The sequence below is a fragment of the Neptuniibacter sp. SY11_33 genome (assembly GCF_047778025.1).
Lineage (GTDB): Bacteria > Pseudomonadota > Gammaproteobacteria > Pseudomonadales > Balneatricaceae > Neptuniibacter.
Map to the genome: position 1 here is coordinate 3,266,824 of NZ_CP180543.1, position 25,274 is coordinate 3,292,097.

Annotated in this window: 24 protein-coding genes; 17 read left to right on the top strand and 7 right to left on the bottom strand. The window is 45.3% G+C overall.

What is annotated here, in order from left to right:
• Nucleotides 1–2 precede the first annotated feature (2 nt).
• On the bottom strand, nucleotides 3–428 hold the full coding sequence (locus ACMXYV_RS15450; RefSeq protein WP_415889342.1) for a hypothetical protein: 426 nt from the start codon (nucleotides 426–428) through the stop codon (nucleotides 3–5).
• Nucleotides 429–446: 18 nt separating this feature from the next.
• On the bottom strand, nucleotides 447–1,415 hold the full coding sequence (epmA, locus tag ACMXYV_RS15455) for an elongation factor P--(R)-beta-lysine ligase (protein WP_415889343.1): 969 nt from the start codon (nucleotides 1,413–1,415) through the stop codon (nucleotides 447–449).
• A 188-nt stretch (nucleotides 1,416–1,603) separates the two neighbouring features.
• Here epmA and ACMXYV_RS15460 point away from each other — a divergent pair, with 188 nt between their 5' ends.
• The gene (locus tag ACMXYV_RS15460; RefSeq protein ID WP_415889344.1) at nucleotides 1,604–2,581 is read left to right on the top strand and encodes an ion channel; all 978 of its coding nucleotides are present in this window, start codon (nucleotides 1,604–1,606) and stop codon (nucleotides 2,579–2,581) included.
• Nucleotides 2,582–2,637: 56 nt separating this feature from the next.
• Here ACMXYV_RS15460 and efp read toward each other — a convergent pair whose 3' ends face one another.
• Complete coding sequence (gene efp / locus ACMXYV_RS15465) at nucleotides 2,638–3,201, bottom strand: elongation factor P (RefSeq protein WP_415882477.1); 564 nt, start codon at nucleotides 3,199–3,201, stop codon at nucleotides 2,638–2,640.
• Nucleotides 3,202–3,327: 126 nt separating this feature from the next.
• Between efp and epmB the strand changes: the two genes are divergently transcribed.
• The 11 genes from epmB to ACMXYV_RS15520 all read left to right on the top strand — a co-directional run bounded on the left by epmB (nucleotide 3,328) and on the right by ACMXYV_RS15520 (nucleotide 16,124).
• Complete coding sequence (gene epmB / locus ACMXYV_RS15470; protein ID WP_415889345.1) at nucleotides 3,328–4,341, top strand: EF-P beta-lysylation protein EpmB; 1,014 nt, start codon at nucleotides 3,328–3,330, stop codon at nucleotides 4,339–4,341.
• A gap of 104 nt (nucleotides 4,342–4,445) precedes the next feature.
• Complete coding sequence (locus tag ACMXYV_RS15475) at nucleotides 4,446–5,597, top strand: hypothetical protein (RefSeq protein ID WP_415889346.1); 1,152 nt, start codon at nucleotides 4,446–4,448, stop codon at nucleotides 5,595–5,597.
• Between the two features lie 348 nt (nucleotides 5,598–5,945).
• Nucleotides 5,946–7,928, top strand: coding sequence for an FAD-dependent oxidoreductase (locus ACMXYV_RS15480; protein WP_415889347.1), 1,983 nt, complete (start codon nucleotides 5,946–5,948; stop codon nucleotides 7,926–7,928).
• A gap of 15 nt (nucleotides 7,929–7,943) precedes the next feature.
• Nucleotides 7,944–9,254: a cytochrome c3 family protein gene (locus ACMXYV_RS15485; RefSeq protein ID WP_415889348.1), complete on the top strand. Its 1,311-nt coding sequence runs from the start codon at nucleotides 7,944–7,946 to the stop codon at nucleotides 9,252–9,254.
• A 47-nt stretch (nucleotides 9,255–9,301) separates the two neighbouring features.
• Nucleotides 9,302–9,883 (top strand): DUF3365 domain-containing protein, encoded by a 582-nt coding sequence (locus tag ACMXYV_RS15490; RefSeq protein ID WP_415889349.1) that lies wholly within the window; start codon nucleotides 9,302–9,304, stop codon nucleotides 9,881–9,883.
• 24 nt (nucleotides 9,884–9,907) lie between these two features.
• On the top strand, nucleotides 9,908–10,243 hold the full coding sequence (locus tag ACMXYV_RS15495; RefSeq protein ID WP_415889350.1) for a c-type cytochrome: 336 nt from the start codon (nucleotides 9,908–9,910) through the stop codon (nucleotides 10,241–10,243).
• 10 nt (nucleotides 10,244–10,253) lie between these two features.
• Nucleotides 10,254–11,054 carry a group I truncated hemoglobin gene (locus ACMXYV_RS15500; RefSeq protein ID WP_415889351.1) on the top strand — a complete coding sequence of 267 codons (801 nt, stop codon included), beginning with the start codon at nucleotides 10,254–10,256 and terminating at the stop codon, nucleotides 11,052–11,054.
• 11 nt (nucleotides 11,055–11,065) lie between these two features.
• On the top strand, nucleotides 11,066–12,031 hold the full coding sequence (locus ACMXYV_RS15505; RefSeq protein ID WP_415889352.1) for a 2Fe-2S iron-sulfur cluster-binding protein: 966 nt from the start codon (nucleotides 11,066–11,068) through the stop codon (nucleotides 12,029–12,031).
• Between the two features lie 233 nt (nucleotides 12,032–12,264).
• On the top strand, nucleotides 12,265–13,143 hold the full coding sequence (locus ACMXYV_RS15510) for an HAD-IIB family hydrolase (RefSeq protein ID WP_415889353.1): 879 nt from the start codon (nucleotides 12,265–12,267) through the stop codon (nucleotides 13,141–13,143).
• A 5-nt stretch (nucleotides 13,144–13,148) separates the two neighbouring features.
• Nucleotides 13,149–14,375, top strand: coding sequence for a glycosyl transferase (locus tag ACMXYV_RS15515; RefSeq protein WP_415889354.1), 1,227 nt, complete (start codon nucleotides 13,149–13,151; stop codon nucleotides 14,373–14,375).
• Nucleotides 14,376–14,387: 12 nt separating this feature from the next.
• Nucleotides 14,388–16,124 (top strand): sugar phosphorylase, encoded by a 1,737-nt coding sequence (locus tag ACMXYV_RS15520; protein ID WP_415889355.1) that lies wholly within the window; start codon nucleotides 14,388–14,390, stop codon nucleotides 16,122–16,124.
• A gap of 60 nt (nucleotides 16,125–16,184) precedes the next feature.
• On the opposite strand, the gene ACMXYV_RS15525 is transcribed toward ACMXYV_RS15520, so the two are convergent.
• The 3 genes from ACMXYV_RS15525 to ACMXYV_RS15535 form a co-directional block, all read right to left on the bottom strand.
• A complete protein-coding gene (locus ACMXYV_RS15525) occupies nucleotides 16,185–16,511 on the bottom strand; it encodes a DUF1820 family protein (RefSeq protein WP_415889356.1) in 327 nt (108 codons plus the stop codon).
• Between the two features lie 54 nt (nucleotides 16,512–16,565).
• Nucleotides 16,566–18,233 carry a SulP family inorganic anion transporter gene (locus tag ACMXYV_RS15530; RefSeq protein WP_415889357.1) on the bottom strand — a complete coding sequence of 556 codons (1,668 nt, stop codon included), beginning with the start codon at nucleotides 18,231–18,233 and terminating at the stop codon, nucleotides 16,566–16,568.
• 203 nt (nucleotides 18,234–18,436) lie between these two features.
• A complete protein-coding gene (locus ACMXYV_RS15535) occupies nucleotides 18,437–19,234 on the bottom strand; it encodes a formate/nitrite transporter family protein (RefSeq protein ID WP_415889358.1) in 798 nt (265 codons plus the stop codon).
• 321 nt (nucleotides 19,235–19,555) lie between these two features.
• On the opposite strand from ACMXYV_RS15535, the gene miaB reads away from it, so the two are divergent.
• From miaB to lnt, 5 genes are read left to right on the top strand one after another with little or no spacing between them, the layout of a single operon-like run.
• Nucleotides 19,556–20,920, top strand: coding sequence for a tRNA (N6-isopentenyl adenosine(37)-C2)-methylthiotransferase MiaB (miaB, locus tag ACMXYV_RS15540; RefSeq protein WP_415889359.1), 1,365 nt, complete (start codon nucleotides 19,556–19,558; stop codon nucleotides 20,918–20,920).
• 4 nt (nucleotides 20,921–20,924) lie between these two features.
• Nucleotides 20,925–21,917, top strand: a complete 993-nt coding sequence (locus tag ACMXYV_RS15545) for a PhoH family protein (protein WP_415889360.1) — start codon at nucleotides 20,925–20,927, stop codon at nucleotides 21,915–21,917.
• The gene (gene ybeY / locus ACMXYV_RS15550) at nucleotides 21,914–22,369 is read left to right on the top strand and encodes an rRNA maturation RNase YbeY (protein ID WP_415889361.1); all 456 of its coding nucleotides are present in this window, start codon (nucleotides 21,914–21,916) and stop codon (nucleotides 22,367–22,369) included. Before ACMXYV_RS15545 ends, ybeY begins: the two co-directional genes overlap by 4 nt.
• Nucleotides 22,370–22,391: 22 nt before the next feature.
• Nucleotides 22,392–23,228 carry an HlyC/CorC family transporter gene (locus ACMXYV_RS15555; RefSeq protein ID WP_415889362.1) on the top strand — a complete coding sequence of 279 codons (837 nt, stop codon included), beginning with the start codon at nucleotides 22,392–22,394 and terminating at the stop codon, nucleotides 23,226–23,228.
• 5 nt (nucleotides 23,229–23,233) lie between these two features.
• Complete coding sequence (gene lnt, locus ACMXYV_RS15560) at nucleotides 23,234–24,730, top strand: apolipoprotein N-acyltransferase (RefSeq protein WP_415889363.1); 1,497 nt, start codon at nucleotides 23,234–23,236, stop codon at nucleotides 24,728–24,730.
• 9 nt (nucleotides 24,731–24,739) lie between these two features.
• Here lnt and ACMXYV_RS15565 read toward each other — a convergent pair whose 3' ends face one another.
• Nucleotides 24,740–25,270, bottom strand: coding sequence for a zinc ribbon-containing protein (locus ACMXYV_RS15565; protein ID WP_415889364.1), 531 nt, complete (start codon nucleotides 25,268–25,270; stop codon nucleotides 24,740–24,742).
• Between the last annotated feature and the right edge of the window lie 4 nt (nucleotides 25,271–25,274).

Sequence of the window (25,274 nt, forward strand, 5' to 3'; positions counted from 1 at the left end):
ACCTAAAGATTCGACTTAGATTCAATAAGTGTAAGAACGCGTTTCAATTCATCAAAATACTGCTCCGCTGAGAAATTCAGCGGAGCAAAATCTCGATAATCCCACCCCTCCTGTTTAGACCGAGCTGGATTATTCCAATTGTGCCAAGCTACGATATCTGAATAACAAGATTGCGTTAGGTTTAACTGCCAACAATCTATATCACCACAGTTACACACAAATGGCGTTAATACGATCTCACTATCAGTACAAGCTCGCTGCAACATCTCTTGATTAAAACCACAGATGTAGGCTCCACTAATACTGTCTGCAAAAGCCGCTTCATAATCACGCACCCAATCAAGTAGTGGCTGATCATCAACCCAAATATCGCAATAGTGACCAAGCTGGCTCTGATAACCACCGTAAACCAACTTAAGCTGATTCATAAGCATCACCTACCCCACTTAAGCACGCGGCAGATCGAAAGGGATAACATTGGCTAAGGAAGATTCCTGTAGCGCTAACATCAACAACCGATCAACACCCAAAGCCACGCCAGCACAATCAGGCATCCCTACATCCAGCGCATCCACAAGACGCATATCAAGAGGACGCTGTGGTAGATCCAATGCAGCTCTTTGATTTTGGTCAGCATCTAAACGACGCTTTTGTTCGACACTATCTGTAAGTTCGTAATAGCCATTCGCTAGCTCAACACCTCTGACAAACAGCTCAAACCTTGCCGCGACAGTAATTCCCGCTGCATTTTTTCGCACTCGTGCCAGTGCAGCTTGGCTTTGAGGATAATCCATTACAAAGATGGCATCGACCTGCTCAAGCTGTGGTTCGATGACATGAGACATCAACAAATTCAGCCAAGTATCTGGATCAGAGTCTTCTAGCTCAATCTCTATATGCTTACGCGCTTCTTTAATTAGGTCTTCTAAAACGACTTCTTCCGGCCTAAAGCCTAAATAGCGGAAAAACAGATCCGAGTAGGTGATACGTTCTACCTGATCTAACTGTAAGACAGGCTTAATCAAGGCTTCAATTTCATCTATCAGGTCAGCATCATCAAAGCCCGGGCGATACCACTCCAACATAGTAAATTCAGGATTGTGACGACGACCGTATTCGCCATTTCGAAACACCTTACTCATCTGATAGATCGGCCCGCTACCAGCGGACAACAAACGCTTCATGGCATATTCGGGAGATGTTTGTAGATACAACTTTCGCCCTTCTAGGCCTACCGTTTCTCGGTAATCAACCTCTATGCTGTCGATAAAAGGGTCGCTCACCGCACAGTTCGACATCACTGGAGTGTCTACTTCCAATACACCGCGCTGTCTGAAGAAATCACGAATATAACCGAATAACTCGCCGCGTTTACGCAAGTTTTCGATTGAAGCTGAAGGCTGCCAATCACTCATACTGAAGTTACTTATTCCATCTAAAACCAATAGGTGTAACTTTATCAGCTAGACACCTTTCAATAAAAATTAAATCAATGGCCCCTATACAGAACTGTCCATCCATTTGGTCACTTCACTTATCCCCTTCTACACTTAAGAACACTATGCATATCACCGAATAACGGTCGCTGTAGAGGTATGCAGCCATGACAACACCTAAAAACTGTTCTTACTGCAATCCAGATGGTTGGCAATGCAGTGAGCCCGCCAATGAATCAGGCCTATGCTACTGGCACGACCCTTCTGTGGATAAAAACCAAGATGAAGGCGTAAAGGACGCTGTGGAAAAATGGGCTCAAGCAGGCAAGCCTCTCGATGGATTTCAGTTAGCACGCACGCAGTTGGAAGATATCAATTTAGTAAACCGTGGTAGCAAGCACGGTTATCAATGCCGGGAAGCTGACTTTTACCGCGCGAATCTGCGCAATGCCCACTGTTTTGGATTAGACCTACGTGGTTCATCGTTAATGAAAAGTACTTTGGCTGGCGCCAACCTTCATTGTGCCCATTTAGAAAACTGTAACTTACTCGGCGCAGATCTAAGCCGCACTCGGCTTGAAAACATTGAATGGGGAGATGAACTCCAACAAGAACGCAGAGCGCTTGAAGCCTTTCAGCAGAATAAAGTTCAAGACGCAGTATCTTTATGCCAAGAGGCCGAAGAGGTAGCACGAATAATCCGCAAACAATGCGAAAAAGAGGGGCTTTTTGAGATTGCCGGTCATTTTTTTAAGAAGGAGATGATCTTCAGGCGCTACCAAATGCCCATGTACAGTTCCCGACGCATTATCTCAAAAGGGGTCGATCTGTTTTGTGGTTACGGCGAATCCCCTATCAGGGTCGTAATGTTTTCAGTCTGCCTGATATTGCTGTGCGCACTGGTGTATTTCTTTCTCGGCACCACCGCATCCAATCCCATCTATTCAGACAGCACCGGAGCTACAGCCATTTTCTTGGAATTTCTCAATGCGATCTACTTTAGCGTTGTGACCTTCACCACGCTGGGCTATGGCGATATCGCACCTATAGGGCTCGCAAGGTTTGTTGCAGCTGTGGAAGCCTTTCTAGGCAGTTTTACAATGGCGCTGTTTGTCGTAGTGTTCGTCAAGAAGATGACAAGGTAAGAGAAATAAATCTAGGAGAGGAAAAGGGACAGAAGAAGATCTGCCCCTTAACAACATTACGCGCGAGAAACGTATTCGCCCGTACGTGTATCAATTTTTAGTACTTCACCTTCGTTGATAAACAAAGGAACGCGTACAACAGCGCCAGTGCTCAATGTAGCTGGTTTAGAACCGCCCTGAGCAGTATCACCCTTAAGGCCTGGATCTGTCTCAGTTACTTCTAACTCAACAAAGTTAGCAGGAGTTACAGAGATTGGGTTACCGTTGAACAAAGTAACCGTTACAGAGTCCTGCTCTTTCAACCATGGCTTAGCTTCAGCAACTGCGTTTTCGTCCGCACCTACCTGCTCAAAAGTATTTGGATCCATGAAGTACCATAGCTCACCATCGTAGTATGAGTATTCCATCGTCGTATCCATTACATCAGCTTGCTCAACGCTCTCACCTGATTTAAAGGTACGTTCCCAGATACGACCGGACATCAGGTTACGCAACTTAACGCGTGTGAACGCCTGACCCTTACCTGGTTTTACAAATTCAACGTCAACCATTGCGCATGGATCGCCGTCGATCATTACTTTCTGACCATTTTTAAACTGGTTAGTAGAAATGTTGCCCATAATGTTCTCTGTATCTCTTGTAAGTTTTTCTCAACCAACAAACCCTGTTGATCGTAAAATTGACAGACATTCTACTTGAAAGGAAAATGCGAGCAACTTTCAGTCGTAATTCCGTACAAAAACATCATGAATTCTATTTCTAATCCAATTCCCATCACGGAAGAAGCCGACTGGCAACAGCTGCTGAGTCACACTGTTGATGATCCCGCAGAACTGCTCAAACTATTAGATCTCCCCTCGTCGCTACTCAATGGCGCGCAACAAGGGAGTGATCTATTCTCACTAAAAGTGCCAAAACCATTTCTACAACGGATTGAAAAAGGCAACCCAAACGACCCATTGCTACGCCAAATTTTGCCGTTAGATGCGGAAAATGCGGATGCTCCAGGTTATGTCACCGATCCTCTTGCAGAGATGGCTGCGAACCACAGTGATGGACTTATCCACAAATACCATGGTCGTGTACTGCTTATTCTAAGTGGAGCTTGTGCCGTAAATTGTCGTTACTGCTTCCGCCGCCATTTCCCCTATCAAGACAACCGCCTAGGTTCTGAACAGTGGCAACAAGTACTTGAGTACTTAAAAGCAGACAGCAGCATTACCGAAGTGATCTTTTCCGGGGGAGATCCCTTAGCAACCTCTGATAAACGTTTGCGTAAAATGATCACTGATTTAGAAGAGATCCCTCATCTAAAACGGTTAAGAATTCACACGCGTTTGCCCATAGTGATCCCGCAGCGGGTAACCTCCGAGTTAACGACTATCCTTGCCAATAGCCGTTTCGATATCGCGATGGTCCTTCATGCCAATCATGCGAATGAATTGGATCAACTGGTTGAACAAGCTAGCGCAGACCTTAGAGCAGCCAGCATTACCGTTTTAAACCAAGCCGTATTACTCAAAGGCGTAAATGATAGCTTAACTGCGCTAACGGACCTGAGTGAGAAGCTATTCCATTTCGGAATTCTACCCTATTATCTATTCACCCTAGATCCAGTTAAAGGCGCTGCTCACTTTGATATCCCTGACGATCAAGCTATTGAATTGCATCAACAGCTGCAGGCAACATTACCGGGCTACCTAGTGCCAAAACTTGCTCGCGAGATCCCTGGCAAGCGCTCTAAAACACTGTTGTTCTGATGAAAGAAACTGAAACTTTTTCATATTCTTAGTTTCACCCTTTGCTTCCCTCGACTGCTGCCGATAACTATCGAATGGAATAATTAGCATTAGAGGGTGAAGCAATGCGTATTGCAGCTTCTGATATTGCACTGGAGAGTGCAGCACACCAATCGACCTATACCGAAATTAGAGAACATCTAACCGAGGGTTATGTTCGCGCTGGCGATGCTTTCAATAAAGAAAACTTGGTCGAAGGTAGCCACAGGGAGCGGGTGGTAAAAGAAGTAAATCAAAGCACTCAAGCTGATGACTCAACCTATGCCGATTTCCGCAAACAGATGGAACGGGAAAATGTCGGTAAATACAGCCTTGATCAGCTAATCACAAAGACGACAGGGAGTAGCTCAAGTCTATTTGAGCTAAACCCAGAAGATAAAGTCAAAATTGAGCTTCTAAAAAAGCTGTTTGAGAGCATGACGGGCAAAAGCTTCAACGTCGGCATGTTAGATGCGCAAGCTGTAGGAAACAGTGGTAACAGTGCTACTACCGGGCAAGTGACGACATCCGCCAGCCAACTGAGTATTACTTCTGGCGAAGCCCTAGAACACGGCTTTGAATACAGCTACAGCGAAACCACGACCTCGACCGAGCAAGTCCAGTTTCAAGCCCAAGGGCAAGTGCGTACTGCAGACGGTCGGGTTATCGATCTCAACCTACAACTCAATATGAGCCGCTCACTCAGCGAGAATCACAGTTTTCAAATTCGTTTGGGAGCAGCGCTTAAAGATCCTCTAGTGATCAACTTTTCTGGTCAAGCCGCCGAACTTAGCGCCGATACTATTGAGTTCGATATAGATAGTGATGGTGAGCTGGATACCGTTCATCGTCTTGATGATGCTAGCGGCTATATCGCCCTCGACAAAAACAACAACGGCTCAATTGATAATGGTAACGAGCTGTTTGGCGCACAGTCAGGTAATGGCTTTAAAGAACTCGCGGCCTACGATGATGATAACAACGGTTTTATCGATGAAGGCGATGCGATCTGGGATCAATTACGCATCTGGGTTCAGCACGATGATGGCAGTAGCAGCATGTTCAGCTTAGTCGACAAAGATATTGGCGCTTTATATCTTGGTTATTCCCGAACGGATTGGGAGCTAAGTGCAGGCCAACATAGTGACGAAATGGCAGGAAAAATTCGTGCAACAGGCCTTTTTCTCACAGAGGAAGGCGAGACTGGCACCTTACAGCAGGTTGATCTAGTTGTGTAACCAAAAAGCCTTTAGCTAACACTTAAATCATTCTTACTAATTCTCCCTTCAAGCTTGTCCAAATTAGGGCAACCGGTTAAAGCGCTTACTTAAAAAAACGTTTTTGCTCCTTTTTAGCACACCGATCAGGCGACCTCTCTGCGCAGTTTTATTGCTGTTTTTTTGAGCAGGCCAATTTATGGTGCATAGCAACATAAAGAACAACCTAATTCACAGACATACATAGCATCCATACAACCTATTGATTTAGAAGAACTATTTTTAAAAAATGTGCATGTAAAACATTTTTGGCAAGCCTTTTGCTCTATCACTACCAAGGTCATTGAGCACGACCGAGGGGAGCAAATAATGAGCGAAGTACAACCAAAAGTGGGCAACGGTGCTGACAAATGGGATCAAGCGATCATTGTGGTCGGAGCTGGTCCTGTTGGATTTAGGTTTATTCAAGAGTTGCGTAAAAACGCACCTCAAGCACCCGTAATTTTATTTGGTAATGAACCCTACCTTCCCTATGACCGTGTTCGTCTGAGCGCCCTACTCGCAGGTCAAGATTCTGCGGAAAACTTGTTACTTCCACTCGATGAATTAGATAACGATCCTCTTTTCAAATACCTCTGCAAAGAGATCGTTTCGATTGATACCGCAAATCACAGTGTTACAGATTCGGAAGCTTATCAATACAACTACGCCAAACTAGTGATCGCTACTGGCTCTCGTGCACACGTTCCACATATCACTGGGGTAGATCTGGAAGGAGTATTCACATTCCGCAACATGCGCGATGCTGAAAAACTCAAAGCACGTACAACACGCAGCCAAGATTTAGTCGTGGTTGGCGGCGGCTTACTCGGTTTAGAAGCGGCACGTGCTATGCAGGGTAATCTGACCAATATCACTTTGGTCCAGCAAGCTAGCCACATCATGAATCAGCAGTTAGATGATCATGCCGCAGCAATGCTACAAAGCCAGCTTGAATCTATGGGTATCCGCGTCATTGTCGGCGCAGGGGTTAAAGGCGTAGTCGGTGATCAACGGGTTGAGGGTGTAAAACTACGTGACGGTGAAACACTCAAATGCGACACCGTACTTATTTCTGCGGGTATCAAACCTAATATTGAGTTAGCGCGTAAAGCTTGGATCAAAGTGGGCAGAGGCATTCGCGTCAACGATAACTTACAAACATCGCATCCGGATGTTTACGCCATTGGTGAATGCGCGGAACACCGAGAAAAAGTTTACGGTTTGGTAGCTCCAGGCTTCGAACAAGCCTCTGTTGCTGCTAATCATATGACTCAAGGCGATAGCCAATATTTAGGCTCTCATAGCATCGCTCGCCTTAAAGTCGTCGGCGAATCAGTATTCAGTATGGGTGATGTTTTAGACGATCAGCCTTACGATAAAAAACAGTTTTTCAGCTACAAGACCAAAGATGGCGGATATCGCAAACTGGCCATTCGAAGAGGACGAATTGTAGGCGCGATGGCGATTGGCGACTGGGATGAGATCCCTCGTATTCAGGAGCTGATCACCCACCAGCGCCGAGTGTATGCATGGCAGATTTTGCGCTTTCGCTTTACCGGAAACCTGTGGAATCCAGCGTCTAATAGCCCAGAAAACTGGCCGGAAACTGCAGTGATCTGCAACTGCAACAACGTTACTCGCGGGCAACTCAGCTATGCCATGGAGCTGCAAGACTGTTGTTCAATGGAAACAATTGCCAAATGCACCGGCGCTACCACCACATGTGGTAGCTGTAAGCCACTTGTTCAACAAATCCTTGGCTCCGAAGCAGAGCAACAAGCAGCACCGGACAGCAGCAATCTATTGATCACTTCTTTAGGTGTATTCGCCGCATTGATTGCCTTTCTTATGGTACCCGCTTTTACTGTCAGCACATCCGTGCAAGATGCGATGCGTTTAGATCTTTTTTGGAACGATGGTTTCTACAAACAAGTCACTGGTTTCACGCTGTTAGGCCTTACGGTTGTTGGCCTTCTGATGTCGCTTAAGAAACGCAGCAAAGCGCTTAAGTTTGGCTCTTACAAACTGTGGCGCAGCCTGCACACTATATTGGCCCTTTTCTGCCTGATCATTTTATTGGCCCATACCGGATTCAATAGCGGTCAAGCCCTTAACCAATGGCTACTAATCAATTTCTTACTCTTAGCGGGTTTAGGCATTGTGATCAGCCTCGCGATAAGCATGCAACACAAGCTTTCCTTCAATGTCGGTCAGCAACTGCGCAGCATCGGCTTTTGGGGTCACTTGCTGCTGAGCTGGCCTCTGCCAGCCCTTTTAAGCTTCCACATTCTCAGTGTTTACTATTTTTAGGTCGGAGAGATATTCATGAGTCGTAAATTATCTATCTGGCTTGCTTGGTTAGTACTTTGCTTATCGTTGGCAGGCTATTTGGGTTACCAGATGTTCTTAGAAGAACAGAAGCCTGACTTCATAATCGGTGAAGCAACACACGGTCACCATCAGATCGAAATGAGTTGTGATACCTGTCATACCGATCCTTTTGGGGGCGAAGAGATCATTCACGATGCATGCCTAGGCTGCCACCAAGAAGAGCTGAAAACATCTCACGATTCACACCCAATCAAAAAGTTTACCGACCCACGTAACGCAGATCGACTTGAAAAGATCAATGCCGTGAGCTGCGTGACCTGTCATGGCGAACATAAACAAGATCAAACCTTCGAGATGGGTGTAACGCTACCAGACGACTTCTGCTACGAGTGCCATGCAGAAATTGCCGAAGAACGACCAAGTCATGAAGGCATGAGATTTGACACTTGTGCCTCGGCAGGTTGCCACAACTATCACGATAACCGTGCACTCTATGAAGATTTCCTTTTGAGCAACAACGAAGGTCCGATGATCAAAGCAATGGCCCAAGTTTTAGCTCGAACCGGTACACAATCAATCGAACGTAAAGCAAGTCTATCAATAGATCAGGCTGATGCGCCTTCCGCCTCGCCTGAACACCTTAAAGAGTGGAGTGAAAGCATCCATGCGACAGCAGGTGTGAACTGTACCAGCTGTCATGCTCCACAAGGACAAACGTGGCAAGACGACCCTGGCCTTGCAGCATGTAACAGCTGTCATACACACGAAGAAAAAGGCTTTTTGGCAGGAAAACACGGGATGAAGCTATCGGTAGGACTGGGCAAGATGTCTCCAGCCACCGGTCGAGCCGCTTTCCATGAGAACGCTGATACAACAGGTCTAGACTGTGCAAGCTGCCACGATGCGCATAAACCTGAACCAAAACTCGCTGCTGTCGAATCCTGTACCAACTGCCACGACGATACCCATACACAAAACTATACGAATTCACCTCACGCAGAACTTTGGAAGCAAGAGCTAGAAGGCGAACTGCAAGCAGGCAGCGGCGTGACCTGTGCGACCTGTCATATGCCGCGCGAAGTACACAAAGAATTTGGTGAAGAGGTCGTTCGCGTACAGCACAACCAAAGCATGAACTTACGTCCGAATGAAAAGATGATCCGAAGCGTTTGCATGGATTGTCACTCCCTTTCATTCAGCATCGACGCTTTGGCTGACGAAGTACTGATTGAAAACAACTTTAAAGGACTTCCTTCTCAAAACATTCCATCGATCCAGATGGTTTTAGACCGAGAAGCTAAATAGTCCTTGATCGATTTACTTATGAGAACTTGGGGAACGAGGAAAATACTATGCTGAAAAAAGTAACTTTAGCCACTGCAATAGCGGCAACTGCACTAGCAATTACAGGCTGTCAGGAAGAAGAGAAAGCGGTTGGTATCGATCCAAGCAAACACACTGACGCACTCTTCGCAGTAATGAATGCTGACCGTACTAACTACACAAAATATATTGTCGGTCGTCTTGGCCCTAAAGGTGCTGATGCCGTTATGCCAGTTGAGCACTGGAAAGATGTAGATAACGGCGTACCACTTCCAGCACAGATGTTCCGTTTAGGGTATGAATCGGTATCTGAAGTAACGGACGACTTCACATATTCTCTCCAGTCAATTTGGCCAATCAATTCACAAAACGCCCCTCGTACTGACATGGAGAAAGAAGGCCTTGAGTACGTTGCCACAAACTTGGGTAAAAACTTCTACGGAACAGAAACACTAGGAGGCAAAGACTACTTCACTGCGGTTTACGCGGATGTTGCCTCTGTAAAAGCCTGCGTGAGCTGTCACAACGGTCATAAAGATAGCCCTAAAACAGACTTTAAACTCGGTGATGTTATGGGCGGTGTCGTTATTCGAGTACCTCTAGGCGAGTAATATCCCATGTTTAACGGTGCTCTGATGTCGCTGTTCACACTAATCCTAGTGTCTTTTATCGCCACAGGATGTGATTCAAGCGAGACAACGAAAACTGCTGTTCTATCTCCCGAATTGCAACAAGGGAAAGAGATCGTCGAGGGCCGATGCTTTGCGTGCCATGCGCAAAGTATCAATGGCGCTCCAATCGTTGGCAATAAAAAGATGTGGAAAACACGAGCGACTCAGGGCAAGGCCGTTCTGGTCGGACATGCCATTAATGGTATTGGCCTGATGCCAGCTAAAGGTGGTTTTACAGATCTTTCGGACGAAGAGATCGGCTTAGCAGTTGGCTACATGCTTTCACAAATCAAAGAATGAGGGATCTAACATGGGTTGTTTCTTCAGCAAATTGAAATCAATTTTCGGCGGGGCTAAGTGCCAAGCCTCCCTTTATGAACGACTAGGCGGCGAAACAGCGGTAGACGCTGCTGTGGATATTTTTTATCGCAAAGTGTTGGTAGATGAGCGCATCAGCCACTACTTCGATGATGTTGATATGGAAGGTCAAGCCGCAAAACAAAAAGCTTTTTTGACCATGGTTTTTGGTGGTCCCCACAACTACACCGGCATGGATATGCGCGAAGGCCATAAACACCTCAAAGGGCTAAACGATAGCCACTTTGATGCGGTAGTGGAAAACCTAGCTGCGACCCTAACTGAACTGGGTGTTGGCAGTGATGATATTGGCGAAATCGCTGGTATCGCGGAAAGTGTAAGAGATGATGTTCTGAATCGCCCTAAAGAAGGCGAGGTAGCCCAAGAGGAAAAAGAGATGAGTTTATACGAGCGAATTGGTGGCGAAGCAGCGGTAGATGCTGCTGTCGATATTTTTTACCGCAAAGTTCTTGCTGATGACCGTATCAGCCACTACTTCGATGATGTTGATATGGATGGCCAAGCAGCCAAGCAAAAAGCCTTCTTAACCATGGTATTCGGCGGCCCACACAACTACACCGGGCAAGATATGCGTGAAGGGCACAAACACCTTAAAGGGCTTAACGAAACCCACTTTGATGCGGTCGTTGAAAACCTAGCCGCTACGCTGACTGAACTCGGCGTGAGTGAAAGTGATATCGGCGAAATCGCAGGTATTGCCGGCAGCGTTAAAGACGACGTGCTTAATCGCTAAGGAGTCACAACATGGTAAGCGTCAGATTTGAAGAGGCTGATATTACGGTCAAAGAAGGCTCTAACCTTTTAGAAGCCTTATTGGATGCTGGTCACGACATTCCCAATTCATGTCGTGCTGGCGCTTGCCAGTGCTGTATGCTCCAAGCAACAGAAGGTACGCCACCAACCGAAGCTCAAAAAGGTCTGAAGGAGACCCAAAAGCAACAGGGCTACTTTCTGGCTTGTCGCTGTCAGCCAAATTCTGAGATGAGCGTTCAACTTAATGAACAAGTATCCTCAACCGAGGGGATCTTAATCAGTAAACAACAACTGACGGACTCCGTTCTTCAACTCAAACTAAAAGCAGATATAGAATACTTAGCAGGACAATATATCAATTTAGTTCGTCATGATGGATTAAGTCGTTCTTACTCAATCGCCAGCGTAAAAAGCATTGATGACCATATTGAATTACAGCTACGTATTTTTGCAGATGGGCAGTTTAGCCAATGGGCACTTAATGACTTTGTGCTTGGTGAAAACATTGAGCTACAAGGACCGTTTGGCGACTGTTTCTATACCAAAACAGATTCCAACCAACCGATCATTATGGCGGGTACCGGAACCGGGCTAGCCCCTCTCTATGGCATTGTAAGAGATGCTCTAAAACAAGGTCATACTGGTCCAATCAGTTTATTCGCTGGCGCTAAAAACAGCGCGGGCTTATACCTTGTCGAAGAGATAAAAGCGTTGAGTGAGCACTACGAAAATCTCACTTACTATCCCGTTGTTTTAGAAGAAACCGGATCAGAACCAGATGGTTGCGAGATTGGTGATATCAATGCCGTAGTTAAAAACATGATACCTAATACCAAGGGCTACCGAGCTTATTTCTGTGGCTCTGAAGATCGCGTCAAAACATTACGTAAACAAACATTTTTGGCTGGCGCCAATATGCAGGATATCTACTGCGACCTGTTCACTCCCTCGAGTTAGGCAACTTGCTAGCCTAACTCCCACAAGCCGGCCCTGCCGGCTTTTTTAATTAACCAGCTGAAGATCTAAAACCCTCTATATACCTATTTCCGGCACGTTTCCTGCTGTTAACCCTATAAAACCTAAAAATGCACCATTAGCTGCTAACTCACGATAAAAATCGCATGAAATGAGTGCAAATAGGTTAAAAACCAAAGAAAACAGCACTGTTTTGGTAAAGGGTAGTAAGAGCTATGCACCAACCTCTACTTATATTCACAGACTTAGATGGATCCCTGCTGGATCATCATAGCTATAGTTATGCTCCAGCTATACCCACTCTACAGCAATTAGAAAAGTTAAAAGTTCCAATCATCCCTACCACCAGCAAGACTTATGAAGAGCTCTTATGTCTAAGAAAGGAACTCAATAACCAGCACCCTTTTATCGTAGAAAATGGAGCTGCTATATACGTACCTAAAGGATACTTTCAGACAGCACCACCTAAACACCATCTTGTTTCATCTTATGAAAAGGATGAATTCGATTGCTATGTATTTTCTAAATGCCGAGAAACATGGCAATCATTGCTGCAACATCTATCACGCTTCTTCCCCGATGAATTTATTACCTTCGCCCAATTAGGCCCCTCAGGTATTCAAAGCAGTACCGGCTTAAGTTCAGCAGATGCTGAAAAAGCAAACTCACGCGAATTCAGCGAGCCCTTGATTTGGAAAAGTACTGAACAACGGAAGCAAGCCTTTATAGCCATGCTTATAGAATCAGGAGCAAATGTTCTACAAGGGGGGCGTTTCTTAAACGTAACGGGAAATTGCGATAAAGGCCAAGCATTAAAGTGGTTATCCGAATACTACAAAAAAGAGAAAAAAAACGATGAATTAATCAGCATTGCTGCCGGTGATAGCCAAAATGATGTCGCAATGCTAGATGCTGCGGACAAAGCCATCATTATCCGCTCACCTGTTGCTCCGAGCCCTCTAATACGTAACCCAAACAAATACCAAACCCAAGCGACAGGCCCCGAAGGTTGGACAGAAGGTATCAAATACTTCACCAATCTACGATCTGAAAGCACCACAACTCATACCCCTGACTTGTATTCTAAGAGGTGATTCTTATGGCTGACTTTTATCAAAACGGCATTATCACGACATTACATAATTTATCCGATCGCCCTTTAAAAGATTTAGAAAATGAACTTCTCCAATTCAGTCACAAGCGCCCTCTAGCACTAATCCTGCCTTCGCTTTTTTCTGAGCTAGAAGGACCTGCTCTTAGCCATATTATCGATGAAATTTGCGAAGTCCCATACTTAAATGAAATTGTGATTGGCCTTGATCGTGCAGATGAATCGCAATTTAGATTTGCTCAAGAGTTTTTCGGCAAACTGCCTCAACATCACCGCATTCTTTGGAATGACGGACCACGCTTACGCGCATTAGATAAGGAGCTTCAAGCTTTAGGCCTCGCGCCAAAAGAGCCAGGTAAGGGACGAAATGTCTGGTATTGCATGGGCTATATTCTGGCCTCTGGCCGGGCAGAATCAGTTGCACTGCATGATTGTGATATCACCACCTACAACAGAGAACTACTTGCCAGACTGATTTATCCCGTTGCCCATCCTCAATTCAACTATGAATTTTGTAAAGGGTTTTATGCACGGGTAGCAGAAGGGAAAATTAACGGTAGAGTTTGCCGGCTACTGGTGACTCCCCTGCTCCGTGCTTTGAAAAAAGTGTTTGGAGAAATTGAGTATTTACAGTTTATGGATAGCTTTCGTTATCCACTGGCTGGTGAGTTTTCCTTTCGTAGAGATGTTCTCAACGATATTCGCATACCAAGTGATTGGGGACTTGAGATAGGCGTTCTATCAGAGATGCATCGTAACTATGCAAATAACCGACTTTGCCAAGTAGATATCGCTGACCGCTATGATCATAAACACCAAAATCTATCATTAGAAGATGCAAATGCCGGCTTATCAAAAATGTCGATCGACATCACCAAAGCCTTGCTCAGGAAATTGGCCACTCACGGACACACATTCAGCACCGAAACATTTAGATCCCTGAAAGCTACATACTTCCGCATCGCATTAGATTTTGTCGAAACCTACCATAACGATGCCGTCATGAATGGCTTACAACTAGATATCCACAGTGAGGAAAAAGCCGTCGAGATGTTTGCTCAAAATATCATGACAGCAGGCGAACAATTCCTCTCCAACCCTATGGAAACACCTTTTATTCCAAGCTGGAACCGAGTCGCAAGCGCTATGCCAGATGTTTTTGACCGCCTGATGGAGGCTGTCGAACTTGATAATCAAGAGTTCACATTAAGATAAAAGGACTGCCTAATGAAGCATTCTCAGGAAGAACTGCATTTTCAGGTCAAAAGCCATCTAGAACTAGTTTATCCGCATGAAGACACGGATCTCATCACATCAGAGCTGTTAACTTTAATGCGATTGAATGAGATCTCTTTTACCCCCACTCCGCATAAGAACCACTGGGACGCTTCTGATCTAATGGTGATAGCTTATGGTGATGCAATACATCACCCGGAAGAAACCCCATTAGCAACTTTATACCGATTTTTACATGATCAATGCCAAGGCATGATCAACGGCATTCATATTCTGCCTTTTTTTCCGTACAGCTCAGATGACGGGTTTGCGGTATCAAACTTTTATCAAGTTCGACCTTCTGCCGGAAGTTGGGAAGACATTGAAAATATATCATCAGAGTTTCGCCTTATGGCGGATCTCGTTATTAATCACTGCTCAAGTGAAAGCCAATGGTTCGAGAACTTTCAAAAGGGAGAAGGCGAAGGAAGTGACTATTTTTTTGTTGAATCGCCAGATAAAGATCTTAGCCAAGTTATACGCCCGAGAACGAGCCCTCTTCTCAAAGAAGTAGAAACACCCCACGGAATTCAGCATGTCTGGTGTACTTTTAGTCACGACCAAATCGACCTCGATTTCAGAAACCCTAAGGTTCTAAAGGAATTCATCAAAATAATCCGTCTTTATCTGGATAAAGGCGTAAATATCTTTCGGTTAGATGCTGTCGCTTTTTTGTGGAAAGAGGCAGGAACAAGCAGCCTTAATTTGCCGCAAACCCATGAGATAGTTCGATTACTGAGGACACTGATCGAACATGCGCAACCTGAAGCAATGATCATCACAGAAACGAATATCCCAAGCAGGGAGAATCTTTCCTACTTTGGCAATGCAAATGAAGCCCACTGCGTATATAACTTCTCTCTCCCTCCTTTGCTTCTTCACACGCTTCTCACTGGAGATTGCTTTTATCTAAAACAATGGATGATGAGCATGCCTCCAGCGCAAGATGGGACTGCTTACTTTAACTTTATCGCTTCACATGACGGTATAGGTCTTCGACCTGTTGAAGGCATTCTCAGCGATGAAGAAGTCAGCACTATGATTGAAACCATGCAAGCCTTCGGCGGGCAGGTATCTTGGCGAGCACTAGATAATGGCCAAAACAAACCTTATGAAATAAATATTTCCTTATTTGATGCTTTACAGGGCACCACCCAAGGTGCAGATGAATGGGGTGAAGAACGATTTCTATGCGCGCATAGAATCATGCTAGCGCTTGAGGGGATACCAGGAATCTACATTCAAAGCCTATTTGGATCGAGAAACGATCATGAACGAGTAAAAATGACGGGGCACTTCCGATCTATTAATCGTCATCACTGGCAATATGATGACTTAGTGGATTCACTAGAAACCCCAGACAACCATCATCATCGAATCTTCGAAGCGATGAAGAAGCTGATATCAATTCGTACCTATCAACCCGCATTTCATCCGAATGCAACTCAGTTCACCCTCCACTTAGGGGGACAGATATTCGGATTTTGGCGTCAGAGCATTGATCGGAGACAAAGCATTTTTTGCCTTAACAATATTAGTTCCGAGCCAGCAGAACTACTGCTGTCCAATCTAAACTTGATAGGTACAGACGAATGGTATGACCTACTCTCAGGGCTTCGTTGTGAAGATCTACACGAAACGCTAACTCTACAACCCTATCAGAGCCTTTGGCTATCAAATGTGTATTAAGGAATTAGGAATTAGGAATTAGGAATTAGGAATTAGGAATTAGGAATTAGGAATTAGGAATTAGGATTTTGGCTGTACAGGCGCTACCGGAAAAGCAGCAATAGTTCCTTTCGCCTCAGAAACTTTAGCAACACCTTCATTTTCCACCTCATCGATGCGGACGATCGCATGGGAAGGAATATAAGAGCGCTTTACACCATTAAACTCAGTTTTGAGTTTCTCTTCGCCCGGATCGATAAGGAGTTCAGAGCGATTTCCAAAGACCAACTCTTCAATCTCTAAAAAACCCCACATGTCACTTTGATAAACATGCTTAGCATAGAGTTCAAAAACTTGATCCTGATTTACAAAAATCACTTTATAGATACGATCGTCTTTTTTAGCCATTTTTCCGAAAACCGAGGTTGTAGCTATTCACTCAAGTCAAGCGCGATACTTTAACTACGCACCGGCATAAACTTGCGATTCATCAAGGTGCTTAACAGCACGTTCCAAGGCTTCTGTACGAGAGCTAGCAAAATCTGAACGACTTAGACGAGACTCTAAACCTAGCTTGAGCAATTTATCCTGAGCATCTTCTGATCGGGTAATTATCGATACATGCTTACCCAAATCTAGAGCTTCAAATACTACGTTCTCAATCGACAGAGCCATTGTGTCATCCAAGAAAGAGACATCACTTAAATCAAAAATAACGGCTTCGTGTCTTTCAATATCCTGACGTTCACGTGCAATCGCTTTAGAAACGCCAAATATCATGGCACCAGACAAGTAAAAGAGAAGTACACGGCCATCCGCTTTATTCAAAAGCGATTTTTGCTCCTCATCAAGAGGGATCTCATCATCAACATCAGACATGGCACGTACCTTCTGCGACTCCACCATAGAGAGCTTCTGGATAATGATGATATTCGCTACGAAAACGCCAATGCCGACGGCAACAATTAGGTCAACAAAGACCGTCAGTAGCAATACGGTATACATGATCAGAGTACTATGACGGGAGACTTTGTGAGCACGTTTGATAAACGACCAATCAAGGATATCCATACCCACTTTAACCGCAATGGCTGCCAATACAGCAAGCGGAATATTCTCTATCAACGAGGCGGCCCCAAACACCGCTATGGCTAAGGCGGCTACCCTAATCACACCCGAAAGCGCGGTCCGACCACCCGACTGAATATTAACTACAGTCCCCATAGTCGCGCCCGCACCCGGCAGACCACCGAACAAGCCAGACATAATATTACCTAAGCCTTGGCCTACTAATTCTTTGTTAGAGTTGTGCTCAGTTCGAGTCAAGTTATCAGCGATAACCGATGTCAGCATGGAGTCGATACAACCCAACATACCCAACACCATCGCTTCCACCAACATGATACTTAGCTCAGCGTGAGTGAAGTGAGGAATCACCAATGAAGGGAGTGACGCATCGATCTCACCGATACGCTGGATCTGCTCAAAATCAAAAACAAGCACCGACAGAATACTTACACACACCAGCGCTATTAACTGAGGTGGCAGATACTTTTTAAGCTTTTCAGGCGTAAAGAAAAGCAACTGCAAGGTCACGACAAAGAGTAAAAATTCGCCCAACTGGATATTCATAACCAGCTCAGGGAGGTTCGATAAGGTCCCTACCACACCGCCAGCAGGGGCGGTTTGACCCAACGCGGGGGCCAATTGCATGAGGATCAATATCACGCCTATCCCGGACATAAAGCCTGAAACCACCGAGTACGGCATTAAGGTGATGTACTTACCCAGTTTGAGGAAGCCAAATATTATCTGGAAACACCCCGCCATCATGACGACGGTAAAGGCCATGGCGAGACCTTTTTCAGGATGCGTAGCAATTAGCGTACTAACAACAGCTGTCATGACTACTGTCATTGGGCCAGTAGGCTCTGAAATCAGAGTAGAAGTACCGCCAAAGAGAGAAGCAAATAGGCCGATTAAAATTGCGCCATAAAGACCCGCTTCCGCACCCGCACCAGATGCCACACCGAAGGTTAAAGCAAGGGGTAACGAGACAACCGCAGCGGTCAAACCACCTAACATATCGCCGCGAAGGTTCTTCTTACTCAGCGTATTCAGCGCAAGCATTTAACTTTTCTCTTTGTGTACAGGAATCCAGGCTGTAATTTTACTAGTCGAGCGCAAGCGAGCAAGGTTTATCTGATCCAACTCGACTAAATATTCCTCATAAAAAAATTTATACGATAAAACTAGGGGATGACTCTGATCTATTTTGGCGAAATAGCTCAAAACCGCACAAAAATCAGCTAACCCTAATAGATTAAAGACTGTTATTTCCCAGTTTTCACATGGGTTAGGTATAACGGCAGACCAACCAATAAGAAACCACCGACTAAGTTGCCCAATACCGTAGGAATCTCATTCCACAACAGGTAATCAACCAACGTGAACTCTCCACCCATAATCATCGCAAATGGGAACAAGAACATATTCACAACAGAGTGCTCAAACGCCATATAGAAGAACAACATGATCGGCATCCACATTGCCGCCATTTTACCGCTGGCAGATGTAGAGATCAGCGCCCCTACAACACCCATAGAAACCATCCAGTTACACAACATGCCGCGGATAAAAATTGTAATCCATCCCCAAATACCTTGTTCTTGATAACCAAGGGTACGAGACTCACCAATCCAACTGACTTTCTCCGCAATTGCGCCGCCATCAGTTTGATAACCATAAGTCAGAATAAAGGAAGCAAAAAAAGCGACGATCGCAGCGCCAGAAAGATTACCCAAGAAGACTAACCACCAGTTACGTAATAACTTTTTAACGGTACAGCCTGGGCGTTTATCAATCACAGCTAGAGGCACCAAGGTAAACGCTCCGGTGAGAAGATCGAATTTCATCAGGTTTAGCATGATAAAACCGACGGGGAATAGAATCGCACCAATCAATAAATTCCCTGTATTGGTAATCACCGCAATGGCAAAGAATGCAGCCAAAGACAAAATAGCACCAGCCATCAATGAACGGATATAAGTATCCCTTGTGGTCATAAAGATCTTTTGTTCGCCTGCATCGACCATCTTGGTAACAAATTCACGCGGCTCCAAATACGCCATAAACGCCTTCCCTTAAAAATTACTTAACATATAAATCAAGATAAAAAATGGAAGGCAATGTTACCAAAACTAAAGTCTAATGAGTCCCCCTCTATGCACCAAGTGACTAAATACCAGTACCAAATACCCATAGTTCAACTCGGATCTCTAAAACCCCTTTTAAAACCAAGGCTTTTGCAACTATATCAACTGATAAAATGAGCCGATTTCAACTCGACTAAACTGTTCATTATCTGGCCGCTTAAGTATAATGCGCGGTCCTTTATGCACCCGGCCATATTTTCCTGCCGGGCTTTGATACACGCAAAATACAGGTGAACAATGGCGAAGAAGCTATTTATTAAAACCCACGGTTGTCAGATGAACGAGTACGACTCTGCACGTATGGCGGATCTGTTGGGGGAAAGTCATGATCTTGAGCTTACTGAGGACGCTGATGAAGCGGACGTTCTGCTCCTGAACACCTGTTCGATTCGTGAAAAAGCGCAGGAAAAAGTATTCCACCAGCTAGGCCGCTGGCGCAAACTGAAAGCTAAGAATCCAGATATCAAAATTGGTATCGGTGGCTGCGTAGCCAGTCAGGAAGGCGACAACATCCTAAAACGCGCACCTTACGTTGATATGATTTTCGGCCCGCAGACACTTCACCGTTTGCCTGAGATGATTACTGAAACGGATAGTGGTGGTGTTGGTATTGTCGATGTTTCTTTCCCTGAAATTGAAAAGTTCGACCACCTGCCAGCCCCTAAAGTAGAAGGCGCTGAAGCCTTTGTTTCTGTGATGGAAGGCTGCTCTAAGTACTGTACATTCTGCGTTGTACCTTACACACGCGGTGAAGAAGTAAGCCGCCCTCTGGACGATGTTATTACCGAGTGTGTCGAACTTGCTGAGCAAGGCGTACGTGAAGTTAACCTACTCGGTCAAAACGTAAACGCCTACCGCGGCGATACGCATGATGGCGATACGGCTGATCTAGCAGAACTGATCCGTTGTGTAGCAGAAGTTGATGGTATTGATCGCATTCGTTTCACTACCAGCCACCCGGTAGAGTTCACAGACAGCTTGATCGAAGCCTATGAAGATGTGCCTGAGTTAGTAAGCTTCCTTCACCTACCGGTACAAAGCGGCTCTGATAAAATTCTTATGGCGATGAAACGTGGCCATACTGCGCTTGAGTACAAATCAAAGATCCGTCGTATCCGTAAAGCACGCCCAGATATTGAGATCTCTTCTGACTTTATCATCGGCTTTCCGAATGAAACTGACGCTGATTTCGAAGCGACAATGAAGCTGATCGAAGATATAGGTTTTGATAACAGCTATAGCTTTATCTACAGCCGTCGCCCGGGTACGCCAGCATCTGATCTGCCTGACAATATTGACGAAGAAACCAAGAAAGCGCGTCTACAAATTCTGCAAAGCCGCATTATCCAAAATGCTCAGCAGATCAGTCGCCGCATGGTCAATACAACACAACGCATTCTGGTTAACGGCTATTCTAAGAAAGATCCTGGCTTGCTATCAGGTCGTACTGAAAACAACCGTGTTGTGAACTTCCGTTGCGATAACCCAGATCTAATTGGCCACTTTGCCGATGTGAATATTGCTCAAGCGTATGCTAACTCTTTAGTAGGTGAGCTAATCTGTTCAGAATTGGACGACAATTTTTCCTTAAAGGCGGGCTAAGCTGTTGAGCACTGCACAATCGATCAAACTTACGCTAGAACCTGAAAATGCAGAATTTCTAGCGAACCTTGGCGGCCCGTTCAACGAGCATTTCAAACTGGTTGAAAAACGTTTAGGGATTGAGATCCGTAACCACGGCAATCATTTCCAACTGTTAGGTGATATCGAAAACATCACTTTCGTTTCAGAAATGCTTGAAGCGCTTTATAGCGACGCTAAGCAGGATCAACGTATCTCACCAGACCAGATCCACCTTCTAATTCAAGAAAGTGGTTTAGAGCAGCGTAATAGCAATCAGCAGATTAAAGACACGGATATCAGCATCCGTACTAAAAAAGTGTTGATCCGCCCTCGCGGTGAAAACCAGCAAGGCTATGTACGCTCGATCCTTCAGCACGATATCAATTTCGGTATTGGCCCTGCTGGTACCGGTAAAACCTACCTTGCGGTTGCCTGCGCAGTTGATGCTTTAGAGCGTGAAGAAGTGGATCGCATCTTATTGGTTCGTCCTGCGGTAGAAGCCGGTGAAAAGCTAGGCTTTCTGCCAGGTGATCTCAGCCAAAAAGTTGATCCATATCTGCGTCCTCTCTATGACGCGCTGTATGAGATGTTAGGCTTTGAACGTGTAGGCAAATTGATTGAGCGTAACGTGATCGAAGTAGCTCCTCTTGCTTATATGCGTGGTCGTACGCTTAATAACTCCTTTGTTATTCTTGATGAAAGTCAAAACACTACGCGTGAACAAATGAAGATGTTCCTAACTCGTATCGGTTTTGGTTCAACAGCAGTCATTACCGGTGATATCACTCAGGTCGATCTACCTAAAGGCACACGCTCGGGTTTGATTCACGCGATGCAAGTACTGGACGATGTTAAAGATATCGGTTTTACGCACTTCACCGCTAAAGACGTCGTTCGTCACCCGCTGGTTCAACACATCGTCCGTGCTTACGACCGTTTTGAGAAAAAAGAAGGCACGCAGGATTCTCACCGATGAGTTTTGAATGTGAAGTTCAATACGAGATAGAAGGCGATCTACCAACAGAAGCGCAGTTTCAGCAATGGATCTCCGCTGCGCTTACTGGTCAGATCGATGAAGGCGAAGTTTGCATCCGCATAGTGACACCGGAAGAGAGCCAAACCCTCAACCGTACTTATCGAGAAAAGGACAAACCTACTAACGTCCTCTCTTTCCCTTTTGAAGTCCCTGAAGGCGTGCCTCTTCACCTTCTAGGCGATCTTGTTATCTGTGCCGACGTGGTTGCTAAAGAAGCAGAAGAGCAAAAAAAGCCTTTGTTTGACCATTGGACCCACATGGTTGTACATGGCTGCTTGCATCTAATCGGTTTCGATCATATAAATGATGAAGAAGCCGAAGAGATGGAAAATCTCGAACGAAAAATTCTCGCCAGTATGGATATAAAAGATCCTTATCTGGAAAGTAACTAAATATCAGGACAATCCACACACCATGAGCGAAGATCGATCGGGACAGCCGAAAGGCTGGTTAGAAAAGCTTTCCCAAGCGTTTAATGATGAACCTCGCAGCCGTGAGGATCTGTTAACCGATTTGCGTCAAGCGACCGACGAAAATCTGCTAGATAACGAAGCACTAACCATTATGGAAGGTGCCATGCAAGTATCTGATATGCAGGTTCGTGATGTAATGATTCCCCGCTCACAAATGGTAGTGGTGGAAGCGGATCAAACACCTAAAGAGTTCCTACCGGTTATTATTTCAAGCGCGCACTCTCGCTTTCCAGTAATCGGTGAAACGCCAGATGAAATCCTTGGTGTCCTGCTCGCAAAAGACCTTCTACCGCTGATCCTAGAAGGCAACCTCGACCAGTTTGATCTTAAAAGCAAGCTGCGCACAGCGACCTTCATCCCTGAATCTAAACGCCTGAACATTCTCCTAAAAGAGTTCCGTGTTACCCGTAATCACATGGCAATCGTGATGGATGAGTACGGTGGTGTGTCTGGTCTAATCACCATCGAAGATGTTTTGGAACAGATCGTGGGTGAAATTGAAGATGAGCATGATAGCGAAGAGGATGATGGCAACATCAAACCATTCGATGAGAATGCCTTTATCGTTAAAGCATTAACCCCGATTGATGATTTCAACGAGTACTTTGACACAGAATTCACCGAAGAAGAGTTCGATACTATTGGCGGCATAGTCACGCAAAAATTCGGCCGCATGCCGAAGAAAGATGAAAGTGTAGATATTGAAAACTTCCAGTTTAAGATTCTATCTGCAGACACTCGTCGAATCCGCCTACTACAGGTCAGTCGTAACGGATAATTACTATGCCTCTGCAATTGCTACTCGTTTTGCTTGCAGGGGCATTGATTGCCCCCTCCTTAGCACCTTTTAATACACCTTATTTAGCCTTACTGCCTCCGGCTGTTCTATATTTATGCAGCCGAAACCGTTCGGTAAAGCAAAGCAGCTGGCTTGGCTATCTCTTTGGTCTCGGCTTCTTTGGAACTGGTGCGTCTTGGGTATTTGTAAGCATTCATGAACACAGCCATACCCCTCTGCCTATTGCTGTCACCTTAACTGCGCTATTCGTAGCAGGATTAGCTCTACTATTTGCACTACAACAGTTCATATGGAAAAAGCTGTTCTCTGCCCGCTTCCAAGCACTGAGTTTTATTGGCTGCTGGGTACTATTTGAGTGGTTACGGAGCTGGCTATTCACCGGCTTCCCTTGGCTGTATTTAGGTAACGCAGCTTTAGATACTCCATTCCAGAATCTTTTACCTATAGGCGGTGTATGGCTAGCAAGCTTTGCCATGCTGGCAACCGCTATTGCTGCTGCCGAGTTTATTCGCAGTCGCAATCTACGCCCTTTATTACTGCTGCCACTGCCGTTGATAGCCAGCATACTCTCTTTGCACCCATGGACAATTGCTACGGATAACGCCCTCAAGGTCGCGATCGTTCAGCCGAATATCCCGCAGCAAATTAAATGGAATCCGGAATATCGTCCTGATATTTTTGCCAAATATATCAAACTATCTCAACCTCACATCGACGCTGAGTTAATGCTTTGGCCAGAAACGGCCATTCCTGCGCTTTTCCAACATGCAGCTACGCCGTTAGCTGAATTACTGAGCGACCTTGATAGTCATGGCGCAACGTTAATCAGCGGCCTTCCAAGCACGACAAGAGACAACAAGCACCCAAAAGGCTATCGAGTTCATAACAGTTTGGCGATTCTAACCACAGGCAGTGGCATCTATCATAAACAACGCCTCGTACCCTTTGGTGAATACGTGCCAATGGAAACACAGATTAGAGGGCTACTCGACTTCTTTAACTTACCGATGTCGAGTTTCTCACTACCACTAGGAGAACAACCTTTACTAAGGGTTGCTAACCAAAAAATCAGCGCCGCAATCTGTTACGAAATTGCCTACCCTGAACTCGTTAGAAAGAACTCGCTAAACGCTGATATATTGCTTACCGTGTCAAACGATACTTGGTTTGGCGCATCCATCGCACCGGCTCAACATATGCAGATTGCCCGAGTCAGGGCGGTAGAAAATGGTCGTTGGTTGATTCGCGGTACCAATAATGGACTTACCGGCATTATCAATTCACAAGGACAGATCGTAGAACAACTTCCACAGTTCCAAGCAGGCGTCTTACGAACACAAGTTTTTGGCATGCAAGGTATGACGCCTTTTCAGGAGTTCGGATCACTACCGATCCTGGTCTTAGCAGGTCTGTTTGCTCTGTTCGGGCTAGGGCGTCATCAACTGACACAGCAAGACAACCCCTATCCCAATTTCAGTTAGAACAACCGATTATGGCCAAGGCTGAGAAACACGCTTAAAGAACGTTTTTCCACATGCCTGACAAGGATCAAGCTTTTCTGTTTTCTTTAAAACAAACTGGGTTGAGCAGTTTAAACACTGCAATGTTCCAACTGTAGCCAACTCGCCAGCAATGTACTGATCTTCATCGTGATCTAAACGCTCTCGTAACACTTCTTGCTCGATACGGGTTTGATCCGCAATCAACTTAAGTTGCTCAGCAAAGGTATGCTCTAACGCATTCAGATCAAATTTAAGCCAAGCTGCAATCCCTGCACCTGTTTCATGGGCATAGTAACCCAATGTTTTAAGGTCTCGAGCCAAGTAAGCTTTCAGCAAATCCAGCTCATCCCGGGTCATATCTTCTGCTGCCAACTCCAACTCCACAGCATCGTGGATTTTCTCCTGCAACAGATCCCAAGACTTAGCTTCTGACGTTTTCAGATCCTTTGTTAGCCGCAGAAGCACTCTGTCATAGTCGGTTGAAGCCAGTTTCGTTTTCTTATCGCTATCCGCGCCCATAAAA